Origin of the sequence: Pseudoxanthomonas winnipegensis, from assembly GCF_004283755.1 — a bacterium.
Lineage (GTDB): Bacteria > Pseudomonadota > Gammaproteobacteria > Xanthomonadales > Xanthomonadaceae > Pseudoxanthomonas_A > Pseudoxanthomonas_A winnipegensis.
This window is the reverse complement of the sequence record NZ_SHMH01000001.1, coordinates 300,293-315,553: the sequence shown is the minus strand read 5'-3', so window position 1 is coordinate 315,553 and position 15,261 is coordinate 300,293. Positions and strand designations below refer to the sequence as shown.

The 15,261-nt window shown below is 70.4% G+C and carries 13 protein-coding genes; 5 read left to right on the top strand and 8 right to left on the bottom strand.

Annotated elements, in window-relative coordinates:
• Window positions 1-39: 39 nt before the first annotated feature.
• Window positions 40-1,902 carry an assimilatory sulfite reductase (NADPH) flavoprotein subunit gene (locus EAT51_RS01470; RefSeq protein ID WP_130515719.1) on the bottom strand — a complete coding sequence of 621 codons (1,863 nt, stop codon included), beginning with the start codon at window positions 1,900-1,902 and terminating at the stop codon, window positions 40-42.
• Window positions 1,903-2,093: 191 nt separating this feature from the next.
• On the opposite strand from EAT51_RS01470, the gene cysD reads away from it, so the two are divergent.
• The 3 genes from cysD (at window position 2,094) to EAT51_RS01455 (ending at window position 6,203) form a co-directional block, all read left to right on the top strand.
• Window positions 2,094-3,005: a sulfate adenylyltransferase subunit CysD gene (gene cysD / locus EAT51_RS01465; RefSeq protein WP_130515721.1), complete on the top strand. Its 912-nt coding sequence runs from the start codon at window positions 2,094-2,096 to the stop codon at window positions 3,003-3,005.
• On the top strand, window positions 3,005-4,990 hold the full coding sequence (gene cysN / locus EAT51_RS01460; RefSeq protein ID WP_130515723.1) for a sulfate adenylyltransferase subunit CysN: 1,986 nt from the start codon (window positions 3,005-3,007) through the stop codon (window positions 4,988-4,990). Before cysD ends, cysN begins: the two co-directional genes overlap by 1 nt.
• A 358-nt stretch (window positions 4,991-5,348) precedes the next feature.
• The gene (locus EAT51_RS01455) at window positions 5,349-6,203 is read left to right on the top strand and encodes a TrmH family RNA methyltransferase (RefSeq protein ID WP_130515725.1); all 855 of its coding nucleotides are present in this window, start codon (window positions 5,349-5,351) and stop codon (window positions 6,201-6,203) included.
• 334 nt (window positions 6,204-6,537) lie between these two features.
• Here EAT51_RS01455 and EAT51_RS01450 read toward each other — a convergent pair whose 3' ends face one another.
• The 4 genes from EAT51_RS01450 to EAT51_RS01435 form a co-directional block, all read right to left on the bottom strand.
• Complete coding sequence (locus EAT51_RS01450) at window positions 6,538-7,947, bottom strand: M28 family peptidase (RefSeq protein ID WP_130515727.1); 1,410 nt, start codon at window positions 7,945-7,947, stop codon at window positions 6,538-6,540.
• Between the two features lie 73 nt (window positions 7,948-8,020).
• A complete protein-coding gene (gene mscL, locus EAT51_RS01445; protein ID WP_130515728.1) occupies window positions 8,021-8,425 on the bottom strand; it encodes a large-conductance mechanosensitive channel protein MscL in 405 nt (134 codons plus the stop codon).
• 67 nt (window positions 8,426-8,492) lie between these two features.
• Window positions 8,493-9,200 (bottom strand): fumarylacetoacetate hydrolase family protein, encoded by a 708-nt coding sequence (locus EAT51_RS01440; RefSeq protein ID WP_130515730.1) that lies wholly within the window; start codon window positions 9,198-9,200, stop codon window positions 8,493-8,495.
• Between the two features lie 58 nt (window positions 9,201-9,258).
• Window positions 9,259-9,534 (bottom strand): hypothetical protein, encoded by a 276-nt coding sequence (locus tag EAT51_RS01435; protein WP_130515732.1) that lies wholly within the window; start codon window positions 9,532-9,534, stop codon window positions 9,259-9,261.
• Window positions 9,535-9,617: 83 nt separating this feature from the next.
• On the opposite strand from EAT51_RS01435, the gene EAT51_RS01430 reads away from it, so the two are divergent.
• Entirely contained in the window at window positions 9,618-9,941 is a 324-nt protein-coding gene (locus tag EAT51_RS01430; RefSeq protein WP_130515735.1) for a Rieske (2Fe-2S) protein, read from the top strand.
• Here EAT51_RS01430 and EAT51_RS01425 read toward each other — a convergent pair.
• The 3 genes from EAT51_RS01425 to trmB are packed head-to-tail and all read right to left on the bottom strand — an operon-like array spanning window position 9,938 to window position 12,970.
• Window positions 9,938-10,318 carry an ACT domain-containing protein gene (locus tag EAT51_RS01425; RefSeq protein WP_130515737.1) on the bottom strand — a complete coding sequence of 127 codons (381 nt, stop codon included), beginning with the start codon at window positions 10,316-10,318 and terminating at the stop codon, window positions 9,938-9,940. The two genes, EAT51_RS01430 and EAT51_RS01425, sit on opposite strands and share 4 nt — an antisense overlap.
• Before the next feature lie 18 nt (window positions 10,319-10,336).
• On the bottom strand, window positions 10,337-12,199 hold the full coding sequence (locus EAT51_RS01420) for an SLC13 family permease (protein ID WP_130515739.1): 1,863 nt from the start codon (window positions 12,197-12,199) through the stop codon (window positions 10,337-10,339).
• Between the two features lie 36 nt (window positions 12,200-12,235).
• Window positions 12,236-12,970, bottom strand: coding sequence for a tRNA (guanosine(46)-N7)-methyltransferase TrmB (gene trmB, locus EAT51_RS01415; RefSeq protein ID WP_130515741.1), 735 nt, complete (start codon window positions 12,968-12,970; stop codon window positions 12,236-12,238).
• Window positions 12,971-13,374: 404 nt separating this feature from the next.
• Between trmB and EAT51_RS01410 the strand changes: the two genes are divergently transcribed.
• Window positions 13,375-15,171: an autotransporter domain-containing protein gene (locus tag EAT51_RS01410; RefSeq protein ID WP_205953492.1), complete on the top strand. Its 1,797-nt coding sequence runs from the start codon at window positions 13,375-13,377 to the stop codon at window positions 15,169-15,171.
• Window positions 15,172-15,261 lie beyond the last annotated feature (90 nt).

Sequence of the window (15,261 nt, the reverse complement as noted above, 5' to 3'; positions counted from 1 at the left end):
GGACATCGCATCCCCAATCCCGAATCCCCAATCCCCGTCTCAATAGACATCGCGCGCATACCGCCCCTCCGTCTGCAGCGTGGTGAGGTAGTCGTGCGCGGCATCGGCGTCCAGGGCGCCGTGTTCGGCGACGATGTCGGTCAGGGCGGCGTGCACGTCCTTGCCCATGGCGATCGAACCGCACACGTAGAAGTGCGCGCCGGACTGCAGCCAGTCGAAGACCTCGCGGCCGCGCTCGCGCAGCCGGTGCTGCACGTACAGCTTGTCGGCCTGGTCGCGCGAGAACGCCAGGTCCAGCCGGTCCAGCTCACCGCGCTTGAGCGCGTCCTGCCATTCGCTCTGGTAGAGGAAACCGCTGTTGAAGTGCTGCGCGCCGAAGAACAGCCAGTTGCGCCCGCTCGCACCGGTCTCGGCCCGCTCCTGGACGAAGGCGCGGAACGGCGCCACGCCGGTGGCGGGGCCGACCATGAGGATGTCGCGCGCACCGTCGGCCGGCACGCGGAAGCGGTCGTTGGCTTCGATGTAGACCGGCGCGCGGTCGCCCTCGGCCAGCCCGGCCAGGAAGCCGCTGGCCGAGCCGCTGTGCGCGTGGCCGTGCGCGTGGTAGCCCAGCACGTCCACGGTCAGGTGGACCTCCTCGCCCACGCGCTTGCGGCTGGAGGCGATGGAATACAGGCGCGGCGCCAGCGGCCGCAGCGCGGCCAGCAGCTCGCCCACGTTCCAGTCCACCGGCCAGCGGCGCAGCACGTCGATCACCTGGTGGCTGGAGAGCAGGGCGGAGAGGTCGGCGTTGCCGGGGGCGAGCAGGTCTTCCAGCTCGCGCGCGCCGGCCAGGCGCGCATGCGCGGCCAGGAACGGGCGCGAGAGCTTGCTCAGCTCACGATGCCCCGCCAGCCACTCGCGCACGCTGCGCTGGGTGCCATCGACATGGTGGGCAGCGTCGCCGTCCAGCTTGAGCGCCGCCAGCAGGGGCTCGACCAGCGCGTCGGGATTGCGGTGCACGATGCCCAGCGCATCGCCGGGCTCGTAGCTCAGGCCGCTGCCTTCCAGCGACAGCTCGATGTGGCGCACTTGCTTGTCCGGCGCACCGTGGCGGCCGAAGGCCGGGCCCTTGAAGTCGCGGCCGGCGATGGGCTGGTTGGCCAGGACCTCGGCCTGGAACGGCGCGCTGTGCGAGACCGCCTGCGTCGCCGGCGCCGGGCGCAGCGGGGTGACCTTGGCGCTGGGTGCGGCCGGGGCGGTCTTGAGGACCTTGCGGGCCTGCTCCAGGGCCTGCTCGCGCCAGGGCTGGGCGACGGTGTCGATGTCCAAGTCGGCCTCGCCGGCCGGCAGCAGGCGGGTAGCGCCCAGCTCGGCCAGGCGCGCGTCCAGGCGCCGGGAGATGCCGCAGAAGTCGGCATAGCTCGAGTCGCCCAGGCCGAGCACGGCGAACTTCAGCTCCGGCAGCTTGGGCGCGCGACGGCCGAGCAGGAATTCGCTGAACCCGATCGCATCGTCCGGCGGGTCGCCCTCGCCCTGGGTGCTGATCACCAGGTAGAGCAAGCGCTCGGCGGCCAGTTCGCGCGTGGCATAGGCGTCGGTGCGCACCAGACGCACGGCCAGGCCGGCGCCCTCCAGCGTGGCGGCCAGGGCCTCGGCCGCGCGCTTGGCATTGCCGGTCTGGCTGCCGTACAGCACGGTGGCCCGCTCGCCGCTGCCCGTGGCGGGCGCCGCCGCGCCGGCGGCTGTGCCCTGCAGCAGGGCCAGGTGCGGCGCCGGGTGCGCGGCCTGGGCCAGGCCGGCGGTGAAGCCGGACAGCCACCACAGCGAGGCGCTGTCCAGGCCATCGACCACCCGTGCCAGCAGCGCCTTGCGGTCGTCGGGCAAGGGGCCGGCAGCCAGCGCGGGGGGTACAGCGGACATCGCGATTCCGTAGAGCGGCGTGTGGGAGCGTCGATGCTAGGCGCCGCTGTCACAGGGCTGAAAGGATGCAGGGTTATGGGCTTATGCTCCCTGCTTATTTCGTCCGGGAATAAGCGGTGCCAATACTGCCGGCCCACCGTCCGAGCCCGGTCCCCGCTGCGTCCGGGCCCCGTTCCTCTCCACCCGAGCCGATGAGCGCTGTGCCGACCCTGTCCCATCTCGACCGCCTGGAGGCCGAGAGCATCCACATCCTGCGCGAGGTGGCCGCCGCGTTCCGCAACCCGGTGATGCTGTATTCGGTCGGCAAGGATTCCTCGGTGCTGCTGCACCTGCTGCTCAAGGCCTTCGCCCCGGCGGTGCCGCCGATCCCGCTGCTGCACGTGGACACGCGCTGGAAGTTCCGCGAGATGATCGCCTTCCGCGACCGTCGCGCCGCCGAGACCGGCGTCGAGCTGCGCGTGCACATCAACCCCGACGGCGTGGCGCAGAACGTCGGTCCCTTCAGCCACGGCGCCACGGTCCACACCGACATCATGAAGACCCAGGGCCTGAAGCAGGCGCTGGATCAATACAAGTTCGACGCGGCCATCGGCGGCGCGCGCCGCGACGAGGAGAAATCGCGGGCCAAGGAGCGCGTGTTCTCCTTCCGCAACGACAAGCACCGCTGGGATCCCAAGCACCAGCGCCCCGAGCTGTGGAACCTCTACAACGCCCGCATCCATCCAGGCGAGAGCGTGCGCGCCTTTCCCTTGAGCAACTGGACCGAGCTGGACATCTGGCTCTACATCTACCGGGAGCGCATTCCGGTGGTGCCGCTGTACTTCGCCGCCAGGCGCCCGGTGGTCGAACGCGACGGCGCACTGATCATGGTCGACGACGAACGCCTGCCGCTGCGTGAGGGCGAGGTGCCGCAGCTGAAGTCGGTGCGCTTCCGCACGCTGGGCTGCTACCCGCTGACCGGCGCGATCGAGTCGCAGGCCGACACCCTGGAGAAGATCATCGCCGAGATGCTGGTGGCCACCAGCTCCGAGCGCCAGGGCCGCGTGATCGACCAGGATCCGGGCGCGTCGATGGAGCAGAAGAAGCTGGAGGGGTATTTCTGATGGAAGGCAGGGATTCGGGATTGGGGATTGGGGATTCGCAAAAGCGCGGCCTGCTGGCGGATGCGGCAGCGGGAGGCGCCGCTGTCGCCAATCCCGAATCCCCAATCCCCAATCCCGACGGTGAAGCCGTCAAAGCCTACCTGCGGCAGCACGAATCCAAGCCGCTGCTGCGCTTCATCACCTGCGGCAGCGTGGACGATGGCAAGAGCACGCTGATCGGGCGGCTGCTGCACGACAGCAAGCGGCTGTTCGACGACCAACTGGCCGCGCTGGAAAGCGACAGCCGCCGCCACGGCACGCAGGGCGCGCGCATCGACTACGCCCTGCTGCTCGACGGCCTGGCCGCCGAGCGCGAGCAGGGCATCACCATCGACGTGGCCTACCGCTACTTCGACACCGAGCGGCGCAAGTACATCGTGGCCGACTGCCCGGGCCACGCGCAGTACACGCGCAACATGGCCACCGGCGCCTCCACCGCCGACGTGGCCGTGGTGCTGGTCGATGCGCGCAAGGGCCTGCAGACCCAGACGCGCCGGCACAGCTACATCGTCTCGCTGCTGGGCCTGCGGCACGTGGTGCTGGCGGTGAACAAGATGGATCTGGTCGACTTCGACCAGGCCGTGTTCGACGCCATCGTGCGCGACTACCGCGCGCTGGCCGAGCAGCTCGGCATCGCGCAGGTGCAGGCGATTCCGCTTTCGGCGCTGGAGGGCGACAACCTGTCCAGCCGTTCCTCGCGCACGCCGTGGTACGCCGGTCCCAGCCTGCTCGAACACCTGGACACGCTGACGCTGGACGACGCGACGGAGACGCTCGGCCTGCGCCTGCCGGTGCAGTACGTCAACCGCCCGAACGCGAACTTCCGCGGCTTCGCCGGCACCGTCGCGGCCGGTGAGGTGCGCCCGGGCGATGCGGTGGTGGTGCTGCCCTCGGCGCGCCGTTCGACCGTGGCCAGGGTGCTGGATGCCAACGGCGATGTGGCGTTCGCCCGCGCCGGCCAGGCGGTGACCCTGACCCTGGCCGACGAGATCGACATCAGCCGCGGCGATGTGATCGCCGCCGCCGGCGACCCGCCGGAGGTGTCCGACCAGTTCGCCGCGCACCTGCTGTGGATGGACGATGCGCCGCTGCTGCCGGGCCGCCCCTACTGGCTGCAGATCGGCGCGCGCACCGTGCCCGCCAGTGTCAGCGAGATCAAGCACCGCATCGACGTGAACACCCAGGAGGCGCTGGCCGCCAAGCGTCTGGAACTCAACGAAGTGGGCGTGTGCAACCTGTCGCTGGACGCGCCGATCGCCTTCGAGCCCTATGCGCGCAACCGCGCGCTGGGCGGCTTCATCCTGATCGATCGCCAGACCAATGCCACCGTCGGCGCGGGCACGCTGGACTTCGCCCTGCGTCGTGCCGGCAACGTGCACTGGCAGCATCTGGACGTGGACAAGGCCGCACGCGCCCGCATCAAGGGCCAGACCCCGCGCGTGCTGTGGTTCACCGGCCTGTCCGGCGCCGGCAAGTCCACCATCGCCAACCGCGTGGAGAAGCGGCTGCACGCCTCGGGCCACCACACCTTCCTGCTCGACGGCGACAACGTGCGCCATGGCCTGAATCGCGACCTGGGCTTCACCGACGAGGACCGCGTGGAGAACATCCGGCGCGTGGCCGAGGTCGCGCGGCTGATGGCCGACGCCGGGCTGATCGTGCTGGTGAGCTTCATCTCGCCGTTCCGCGCCGAGCGGCGCATGGCGCGCGAACGCTTCGCGCCGGGCGAGTTCGTCGAGGTCTTCGTCGATGTGCCGCTGGCCGTGGCCGAGGCGCGCGACGTCAAGGGCCTGTACGCCAAGGCGCGCGCCGGCAAGATCCCCAACTTCACCGGCATCGACTCGCCCTACGAGGCCCCCGAGGCACCGGAACTGCACCTGCACGCCGCCGAGGAATCCACCGACCAGATGGCCGAGCGCGTCCTGGCCCACCTCGGCCTCGCCTGACTGGACTGCCCCGTGGGCGTGGGAGCCACTGCCCCATATCAAGTCGCGGCCTCCCTGTAGAGCGGAGCTTGCTCCGCTGCTCTCCGTTCGGTTCGTGGGGAAGGCCAAGCGGAGCAAGCTCTGCTGATCTTCGTTTGTCTCCTAGGGAAGGCCCCAGCGGAGCAAGCTCCGCTCTACAGGTGGTGCCACGCCGACCCGTGCACGCGCATCGAACGCCCCTCCCATCGGCCGCCGCTCCGCTGTGCGAAGCGGCCTCTGCCGACGCTTCGGGTAAGGTACGCATCCAGTTGCCCTCACCGCCGCGCGCCGGCGGACGTCCCATGAAGTCTTTCCTCTCCGCTTTCCCGCTGGTGCACGCATGACCGGCCCCTGGCAGAAGTTCCCACCGCGCCGTCCGCCGGTCGCCCGCAAGGCGCCCGACGGCGAACGCGCGTCGCCCGAGGGGCCGCAGGCGCCCGCACGCCCCGTCCGCCGCGGCGAGGAAGTGCGCCTGTACGGCCTCAACGCGGTGCGCGCGCTGTTCGACGCGCGGCCCGAGGCGCTGCGCAAGCTCTACCTCACCCAGACGCGCGTGCCGGCGCTCAAGCCGATCCTGGCCTGGTGCGTGGCCAACCGCGTGGGCTATCGCGTGGTGGAGGAGGGCGACCTGGACCGGCTCGCCGCCAGCAGCCACCACGAAGGCGTCGTGGCCGATGTGCTTCGCCGCGCGCCGCTGTCGCTTGACGCCTGGCTCGAGGCGCTGCCGGCTGGCCCGGCGCTGGCGCTGTGGCTGGACGGGGTGGGTAATCCGCACAACTTCGGCGCGATCCTGCGGTCGGCCGCGCACTTCGGCGTGGCCGGCGTGCTGCTCCCGCAGGATTCGCCGCTGGCGCTGTCCGGCGCCGCCGCGCGCGTGGCCGAAGGCGGCGCCGAAGCGGTGACCCTGGTGCAGGCCGGCGCCCCCGCGGACGCGTTCGCCCCGCTGCGCGCCGCCGGCTTCGGCCTGGCCGCCACGCTGGTGCACGGCGGTGACGACCTGTTCGCCGCGCGGCTGCCGCAGCGGCTGGTCTATGTAATGGGCGCCGAAGGCGAGGGCATGGACCGCGGCCTGGCCAAGGTCTGCGACCTGGCCCTGTCCATCCCCGGCACCGGCCGCGTGGAGAGCCTCAACGTCGCCGCCGCCACCGCGGTGCTGCTGGCGCAATGGGCGAGCGGGCGCGCGCGAGGCGGTTGAGACGCGGGCGGGCGGCCATAGGACGCATGCCGTCAGTCTTGCTTGGTGTGGATCGACTTCGGCGCGCTTGACGAGGCGGGTCAGCAAGCCCGCCGAGGTGATGCCTGGTGGGAGCCGCCATGGCGGCGAGTGGCCTTGCCGGGAAGGCTTCATCGCCGCCATGGCGGCTCCCACAGGATCTATCGCTCGTCCTCGCGTTCGCGGGGACGAGCGCTGCTTGTCGCGAAAAGCGAAAGTCCCTGGGTTCCCGCGTGCGTGGGAACAACGGTAAGGGGACTATCGGCGGCTTTGGGTCTGCGTAGTTGAACGCGACGGCGAACAGCCGACGCGCTGCTCAGTGCGTCTCCTTGTTCGCCCCCGCCGGCACCGGCGCGCTGCCGAAATCGCCCTTCGCTTCCGCCGCCAGGTACAGGAACACCGCATAGGCCGCGACGTTCTGCGCCAGGACCTTCGGGTCGATCTTGTCCAGTGTGTCGTCCGCGTTGTGGTGCAGGTCGAAGTAGTCGGTGCCGTCGTGGCCCAGCCAGGCCCAGCGCATGCCGAGCTGGGCCATGGGGCCGATGTCCGACTCCGGATCGCCCTGGCCGGGCAGGTAGGCCACGTCCAGCGGCTTGAGCGCGGCGGCGATCGTCTCGATCGCGCCCTTGGCGTGGGCGTCGGCATTGCCGCTGAAGCCATAGATATGCCCGGCGCCGAAGTCGCTTTCGGCGGCGATGACGTGCTGGGCGATCTCCTTGGCGTGCGCCTGCGCGTAGGCGCGGCCGCCGTACAGGCCCTGCTCCTCGTTGGCGAAGGCGACCACGCGGAGCGTGCGCGCCGGGCGCAGCTGGCCGGCGAGTCTGGCGGCCGCCATGGAAATGCCGATGCCGGCCGCGTCGTCGATGGCGCCCGTGCCCAGGTCCCACGAATCCAGATGCCCGCCGGTCAGCACGATCTCGCCGGGCTTGCTGCGCCCGGTGATCTGGCCGATCACGTTGTAGCTGGTGGCCTGGCCGTCCCAGCCGCAGTCCAGCGCCAGGCGGACTTTGACCGGGCCGCGCGCGACCAGGCGCGCCAACTGGTCGGCGTCGGGAATCGACACCGCCGCCGCCGGGATCGGTGTCAGCCCTTCCTCGTAGCGGGTGATGCCGGTGTTGACCACACGATGCGGCGTGGTGCCGGCCGAGCGCATCAGAAAGCCGATCGCGCCCTTCTTGATCGCCTCGGATGGGCCCCGCCCGCGGATCCCGCCGCCATAGCGGTAATCGCCACCGTCCTGCTTCTTGTGCATCTGGAAATCGACGAAGGCGATCTTGCCTTTCAACGATCCGGCCGGCGCGGCCTGCAGCGCGTCCAGGTCGGCGAAGCGCACGATCTCGCCTTCCACCGTGCCGCCGGCGCTGCCGCCCAGCGCGGTCACCGCCAGCGGCTGCGCGTTGGCGCCCAGCACCTGGGCATGCTCACCGCGGCGCTCCCATTTGGGGAAGGTCACCGGCTCGGTCCACACCTTGTCGAAGCCGAGCTGCTTGAACTTGGCCTGCGCCCAGGCCACCGCACGCGCATCGGCCTCGCTGCCCGCAAGACGCGGGCCGACCTCGGTGGTCAGCGATTCGACGACCTTCCAGCCTGTGTCGTCGGCCAGCGCCTGCTGGCGCAGCGCGTCGGCGCGCTTGAGTGCCGCATCGGGGATCGTGGTCGGGCCGGCGGCCTGCAGCGGAAACGAGGCGCACAGCAACAGGGCGCAGGACAGGATCGAACGACGCATGCAGGCAGGCTCGCGAGTGGGGAAGCGGCGAGCTTAACAGCCGCCGCTTGCCTTGCTCGCCGCCGCCCGAGGCTTACTTCTTGAGCGAGTCGCGGATCTCGCGCAGCAGCAGCACGTCTTCCGGCGTGGCGGCCGGCCCGGCCTCCTTCTTCGGCGCCAGACGGTTGATCGCCTTGACCACCAGGAAGATCGCGAACGCCACGATGATGAACTGCACCAGCGTATTGAGGAAATCGCCGTAGCCGATCACCACCGCGGGGATCTCCTTGCCATCGGCGCCGATGGTGGCCGGCTTGAGCACCCAGGCGAGCCTGGAGAAATCGATGCCGCCGATCAGCAGGCCGATGGGCGGCATGATGATCTTGTCCACCAGCGAGGTGACGATCTTGCCGAAGGCCGCACCGATCACCACACCGACCGCCAGATCCACCACGTTGCCGCGCATGGCGAAGGTCTTGAATTCGCTGAGCATGCCCATCTCTCGTCTCTCCTGAAGGCTCGGGGGAAGGTCCGGCAACGTTACCGGACCCCACGTGCGCGCGAAGTCAAACGCCGATCGCGCCGCGCAGTTCGCCCACGCCCTCCAGCGTGGCCACGAACGTGTCCCCACGCTGCAGCGCGCCGACGCCGGAGGGGGTGCCCATGAAAACCAGGTCGCCCGCCTTGAGCGCATAGAGCTTGGACAGCTCGTGCAGGATCTCCGGCACGTTCCAGATCATGTCGTGCAGCGTGCCGCGCTGGCGCACCTGATCGTTGATGGTCAGCGCGATCACGGCGTCCTGCAGCGCCCCGACCTGCGCAGCGGGCACGATCTGGCTGATCGGCGCGGAATGATCGAAGGCCTTGCCGGTGTCCCAGGGCAGGCCGGCCTTCTTGGCCGCGGCCTGCAGATCGCGGCGGGTCAGATCCAGGCCCACGGCATAGCCGTAGATCAGCGCGTTGCCGGCCTCGCCTTCGAGCACGCCGGCCGGCGCGTCCTGGCCCAGCGCGACGACCAGCTCGACCTCATGGTGCAGGTCGGCCGTGCCGGGCGGGTAGGGGATGGTGCGATCGCCGGTGACGATGGCATCGGCCGGCTTGGAGAAGAAGACCGGCTGGCCGCGTTCGGCCTTCGAGGCCGGCGCGGTGGCGCCCATCTCGCGCGCATGGTCGGCGAAGTTGCGGCCGACGCAGTAGATGCGGTGCACCGGGAAGGTGCCGCCGCCGCGTACCGGCACGCGCGCCTGCTCGGGCGCGGGAATCACATCGGACATCTGGGCGTTCCTCGATCACGCTAAAGAGGAACGCGAGTGTAAGGCGCTTGACGCGCCTTCAGTGCGAGAGGGGCAGGGCCTGCTTGCGTACGACCTGGTATTCGCCTTCCACCACGCGCTGCTGCGCGTTGGCGCGCGCCCGGGGGCGCAGCAGGCGATAGGCCATGCCGGCAGCGAGCATGGCCGCGCCGACGAACAAACCGAAGAACACCAGCACCGCCAGCACCGCCAGCCCCAGCAGGCCGACGACCACGCGCAGCAGCGGATGCCGGGGCTTGCGCGGCGCAAACGCGTTGCGCAGGCGCTGAGAGTCGAAGGAGAAGGTGCGGATCATGGGCTCGTGACAGAATGTGTGGCGAACGGATGCCAGTATGGCGAGCCGCCCGCCGGACGTGTGAAACCTTCGTTAAGCCCTGCATGGATCCGATCCCTTTCGACAGTCTCGCTGACGGCCAGCCCACCGAGGTGGAAGCCACGCTGGACGACGGCGCCGAATCGCTGCTCCTGGTCCGCCAGGGGGCGCAGGTGCGCGCCTGGCGCAATGTCTGCCCGCACGCGGGCCGGCGCCTGGACTGGGCCCCGGGCAAGTTCCTGCTGACCAAGCAGGGCCATCTGGTGTGCGCCGCGCACGGGGCCACGTTCGAATTACAAGGCGGTCAATGTCTGTCCGGGCCGTGCCGCGGCGAGGCGCTCAGCCAGGTGCCGGTACACGTGCGCGACGGGCAGGTGGTGCTGGGCTAGTCCAGCACGGTGTGCCCGGCCGCGCGCAGGGCCGCGATGGCCGCCTCCAGCTGCGACTGCTTGACCAGCACGTAATCGGTGTCGAAGGTCGAGACGGCGAAGATGCCGACCCCGGCCTGCGCCAGCGGCTGCAGCACCTGGGCCAGGATGCCGGTGAGTTCGAAGGCGAACGGGCCGTGCAGCATCAGCGTGCGCCAGCCGCGCTCGCACTGCAAGTCTTCCGGCACGCGCCCCTCGTCGCAGACGATCGACAGCTCCTCGTCGGTCCAGCTGATGTGCGTCTGCGCGGCCGGCGCGCACCAGTCCGGCAGGGGCCCGCCGGGCGGCAGGCGGCACACCGCGGAGGTCAGCCCCAGCAGGCGCAGCGTCAGCGCCATGCCGCGCGCGCCTCGCACTCAGGCACGGGTCGCCCACCACGACATCAGGTTGACCATCGCCACTACCACGCAGGTATAGATCAGCGACATCGGCCCGCCCACGCGCCACATCTGGCGCGCGGTGTAGTTGGCCGGGCCGGTGACCATGGAGATCACCGGGTTGGAGGCGGTCATCAGGTTGTTGGACGCCGACAGCGCGGTGATCAGCGCGAACGAGGTCGGATTGCCGCCGGCGGCCAGCGCCAGGCTGATCGCGATGGGCACCATCACGATGGTCGCGCCGACATGGCTGATCACCAGCGAGAAGGCCGTGGTCAGCAGGGCGATGGCGATCTCCAGCACCCACACCGGCAGCCCGTCGGGCAGGCGCTCGATGGTGTGGCCGGCGACCCAGGCGGCCGCGCCGCTGGAATCCATCGCCCAGCCCAGCGGGATCAGCCCGGCCATCAGGAACACGGTCTTCCAGTTGATCGCCGCGTAGGCCTCGTCCATGCGCAGCACGCCGGTCAGCAGCATGCCGGCCACGCCGGTCATCAGGATCAGCGCCACCGGGATGTGCGAGGTCAGCGCGATGATGATGGTCAGGGCGAAGATCGCCATGGCGATCTTGAACTTGTGCGGACGCTGCTCGCCCTTGGGGTAGTCGGTGACCACCACGAAGTCGCCGCCCTTGGCCGCGGCGGCCAGATCCTGCCAGATGCTGTGGAACACCAGCATGTCGCCGGCGCGCAGCGGCACCTTGCGGACGTCCTCGCGCAGCACCTTCTTGTCGCGGTTGATCGCCAGCAGGCTGATGCCGGCCTGCTTGCGCAGCGCCAGTTCGGCGGCGGTCTTGCCGATGAAGCGCGAGGTCGGCGGGATCACCGCCTCGGAGATGCCGGCGCGGCTGGGATTGAACAGGTCGCCGAAGTGGCGCAGGCGCGAGGACATGCGCAGGAACTGGTTCTGCGCGAAGTCGGCCACCTCGGCGCGCCTGCCCATCACGCCCAGCACGCTGCCGACCCAGATGCGCATGTCCGCCGGCGGCGCCAGGCGCGTGTCGTTGCCGGTCTGCAGGGCCAGCATCAGCGGCGCGCCGTGCAGCGTCTCGGCCTCGCCCAGGGTCATGCCGACCAGCGGGCTGTCGGCGCTGACGGTCAGCTCGAACACCTCGCCCTCGATGCCGTACGTGCTGGCGAAGTAGCTTTCGGTGCGGGCCGGCGTCGAGCTCGTGGACGTGGTGGTCTCGCGCTGCAGCTTGGCATCGCCGTAGAAGCGGAAGTACGCCAGCGAGGCCAGCACCAGCGCCACGCCGATCGGCAGCGGCGCGAACATGCGCAGCGGCTCCAGCGTGGCCATGCCCGAGGGCAGGTTGTTGTTGGCCGAGATCATCAGGTCGTTGAGCAGGATCAGCGGCGAATTGCCGACCATGGTCAGCGCGCCGCCCATGACGATGGCCGAGGCGATCGGCAGCAGCAGGCGCTGCAGGTTGAGCGTGGTGCGCGAGGACAGGCGAGCGGCCACCGGCAGGTACAGCGCCATCACCGAGGGGTTCTGCATGAATGAGGAGTTGAGCCCGGCGATGGCCGTGGTCAGCAGCAGCAGCCGCTGTTCCACCCCATGTCCGCGCCGCAGCAGCCAGGACGCCAGCCGGTTCAGCGCGCCGGTGCGCTCCAGGCCCGCGCCCAGGATGGTGGTGGCGATGATGCTCATCACCGCGTTGCCGGAGAAGCCGCCGAAGATCTCCTCCGGCGCGACCAGCCCGGTCAGGCCCAGCACCACCAGCACGACCAGCGCGACCACGTCGGCGCGGATGCGCTCGAACAGGAACATCACCATGACGAAGCCGACCAGCCCCAGCACCAGGCGCATGTCGTTGGTCAGCGTCAGGCCGGTGTCCATTACGCGGCGGATGCCCCGGTGGGCGAGGGCGGTTCGTCAGCAGCGGTCATAGAGCAGGTCCCAGACGCCGTGGCCGAGCTTCTGCCCGCGGGTCTCGAAATGGGTCTGCGGGCGCCAGTCCGGGCGCGGCACGCTGCCGCGCGCGCCGGCGCGGTTGCGCAGGCCCGGCGTGGCGTCGAGCACGTCCCACATGTGCTCGGCATAGGCCTCCCAGTCGGTGGCGCAGTGCAGGCGGCCGGTCGGGGCCAGCTTGCGCACCAGCAGCGCGGCGAACTCGGGCTGGACCAGCCGGCGCTTGTTGTGGCGCTTCTTGTGCCAGGGGTCCGGGAAATAGATGCGCACCTCGTCCAGGCTGCCGTCGGCCACCTCGTTGCGCAGCACTTCCACCGCATCGTGGTGGTAGACGCGCACATGGTCGCTGCCGTCGGCTTCCAGCGCGTTGAGCAGCCGGCCCACGCCCGGGGCGTGCACCTCGATGCCGAGGTAGTCGCGCGAAGGGTCCTGCTTTGCCGCGAAGCGCAGCGCATCGCCGTTGCCGGTGCCGATCTCCACCACCCGTGGCGCGGCGCGGCCGAACACCGCATCGAAGTCGCGCAGCTGGCCGGTGTAATCCAGGCCGAAGCGCGGCCACTGCACGTCGAACGCGCGCTGCTGGGCCTCGGTGAAGCGCCCCTGGCGCAGCACGAAGCTGCGGATCTCGCGACGGCCTTCGGTGACGGTGAACGGCTTGGCCGGGGCCTTGGCGCCGGGGCTGGAGAACGGATCGGTCATCGGCCGATCGGTCCTGGGGCGGCGTGGCGACGGTGACCGGTGATCGTGCAGACGACCGGCGTGAAGGGCGGGGGCAGGGACGACATGAGACGAATTATCGCCCAACTCGCCGCCAGGATCGCGTGGTCGTCGCCGGGAGGCGGTTGCAGCCAGATCTGTCCGCCGGGCCAAGGCTTCGCTCGAGTCGAGCATCGGGCCTGTGGCGCCCCTTGTCGCCGCGTGTCCCTTGCCTGCCTGGCGATGGCGGGCGCCATGCCGCAGTGCAGCGTGAGTTGCCGCAGCGCAAGATGAACCATTGCCGCCAGTGCGCCGCCGTATGGCGGCCACCGCATCCTTGTTCTTCTTCTGATCCGTTGGAGGATCGCATGTCCGCACCCCGTTCCCTGTCCACCCTGTCCGCAGCGGTGGTCGTCGCCCTGGCCGCGTTCACCGTGCCGGCGCAGGCCGAGCAGCCGGCCTATTCGCAGACCGTGTTCTTCGGCGACAGCCTGACCGACTCGGGTCACTTTCGCCCGGCCCTGATCCAGGTCGCCGGCCCGTCGGCGGCCATCGTCGGTCGCTTCACTACCAACCCGGGTCTGGTGTGGGGCGAGTACGTGGCCGACTTCTACGGCACCAACGCGACCAGCGACAACCAGGGCGGCACCAACTACGCGGTGGGCGGCGCGCGCGTGAACGCGACGGTCAACACCGCGCTGGGCCCGTCCCCGTCGATCGTGTCGCAGGTGAACAGCTACCTGACCAAGACCGGCGGCGTCGCCGACGCCAAGGCGCTGTACACCGTGTGGGGCGGCGCCAACGACCTGTTCGCCGCCGCCCAGGCGCCGGCGCAGGCCCAGACCATCATCGGCTCGGCGGTGACCGCGCAGGTGGGCGTGATCGGCCGGCTGCAGGCGGCCGGCGCGCAGTACGTGCTGGTGCCGACCATCCCGGACCTGGGCAAGACCCCGCAGTTCCTCGCAGGCGGCGCGGCGACCTCGGCCGCCGGCACCCAGCTGGCCACGGGCTACAACACCGCGCTGTTCAACGGCCTGGCCGCCTCGGGCCTGCGCGTGATCCCGCTGGACACCTTCACCCTGATCGACGAGGTCACCAGCAACCCGGCCGCGTATGGCTTCACCAATGCCACCGGCACGGCCTGCGGCGCGATGTCCTCGGTGACCTGCAGCCCGCTCAACTACGTCACCCCGACCGCCAACACCGACTACGTGTTCGCCGACGGCGTGCATCCGAGCACCGCCGCGCACCAGCTGCTGGGTCAGTACGCGCTGTCGGTGCTGGAAGGCCCGCGCCAGATCGCCGTGCTGCCGCATTCGGCCTCGGTGGTGGGCTATTCGCGCGCCGAGCGCGTGTCCATGCACGCCGACACCACCGGCCAGGCGCAGGGCTGGAGCTGGTGGGGCGACCTGCGTGCCGACCGCCAGCGCCAGCAGGACGGCGACCTGTACGACGGCACCACGCCGGCCGGGCTGTTCGGCGTCGATTGGGCGCAGAACGGCTGGACCCTGGGCGCCTTCGCCGGCTACGGCAAGGGCAAGCAGGACTTCGGCCACTCCAGCGGCAAGTTCGACCAGGAAGACACCACCGCCGGCGTGTTCGCGCAGTGGGCCGGGCGCGGCGCCTGGGTCAATGCGCAGCTGAGCTACACCTGGCTGAGCTTCGATGTGACCCGCCAGATCCAGCTGGGCACGGCCACGCGCAAGCAGGAAGGCTCGCCGGACGGCAGCAACTTCACCGCGGCGATCAACGCCGGCTTCGACTTCAATCAGGGCGGCCCCTGGCATACCGGCCCGGTGCTGGGCCTGGTCTCGCAGACGATCAAGGTCGACGGCTACGACGAGAACAACCTGTCCTCCACGGCGCTGTCCTTTCCCAACCAGAAGTTCGATTCGCTGATCGGCAGCGCCGGCTGGCGCGCCAGCTTCGACATCTCGCCGACCTGGACGCCGTACGTGCAGGCCACCTACAACCGCGAGTTCGAGGACAGCCCGGCCCAGGCCTGGGCCTCGCTGAAGTCCATCCCAGGCGCGATGCGCTACGCGGTGCCGGGCGTGGACTTCGACCAGGACTACGGCGTGGTCGTGGTCGGCGCCCGCGGCCACGTCGCCGGCCTGAACGCCGACTTCGGCGCGCGCAGCACCATCGGCCAGAGCAGCGCCAACGACTCGGGTGTGTTCGTCAGCCTGGGCGGCAGCTTCTGATCCATCCGGTCCGGCCCGCCGGACCGCACCGCCCGGCCCCGCGCCGGGCGGTGCATCGCCCGACGGCGTTGCGCCGGCCGCCGGCCAGCG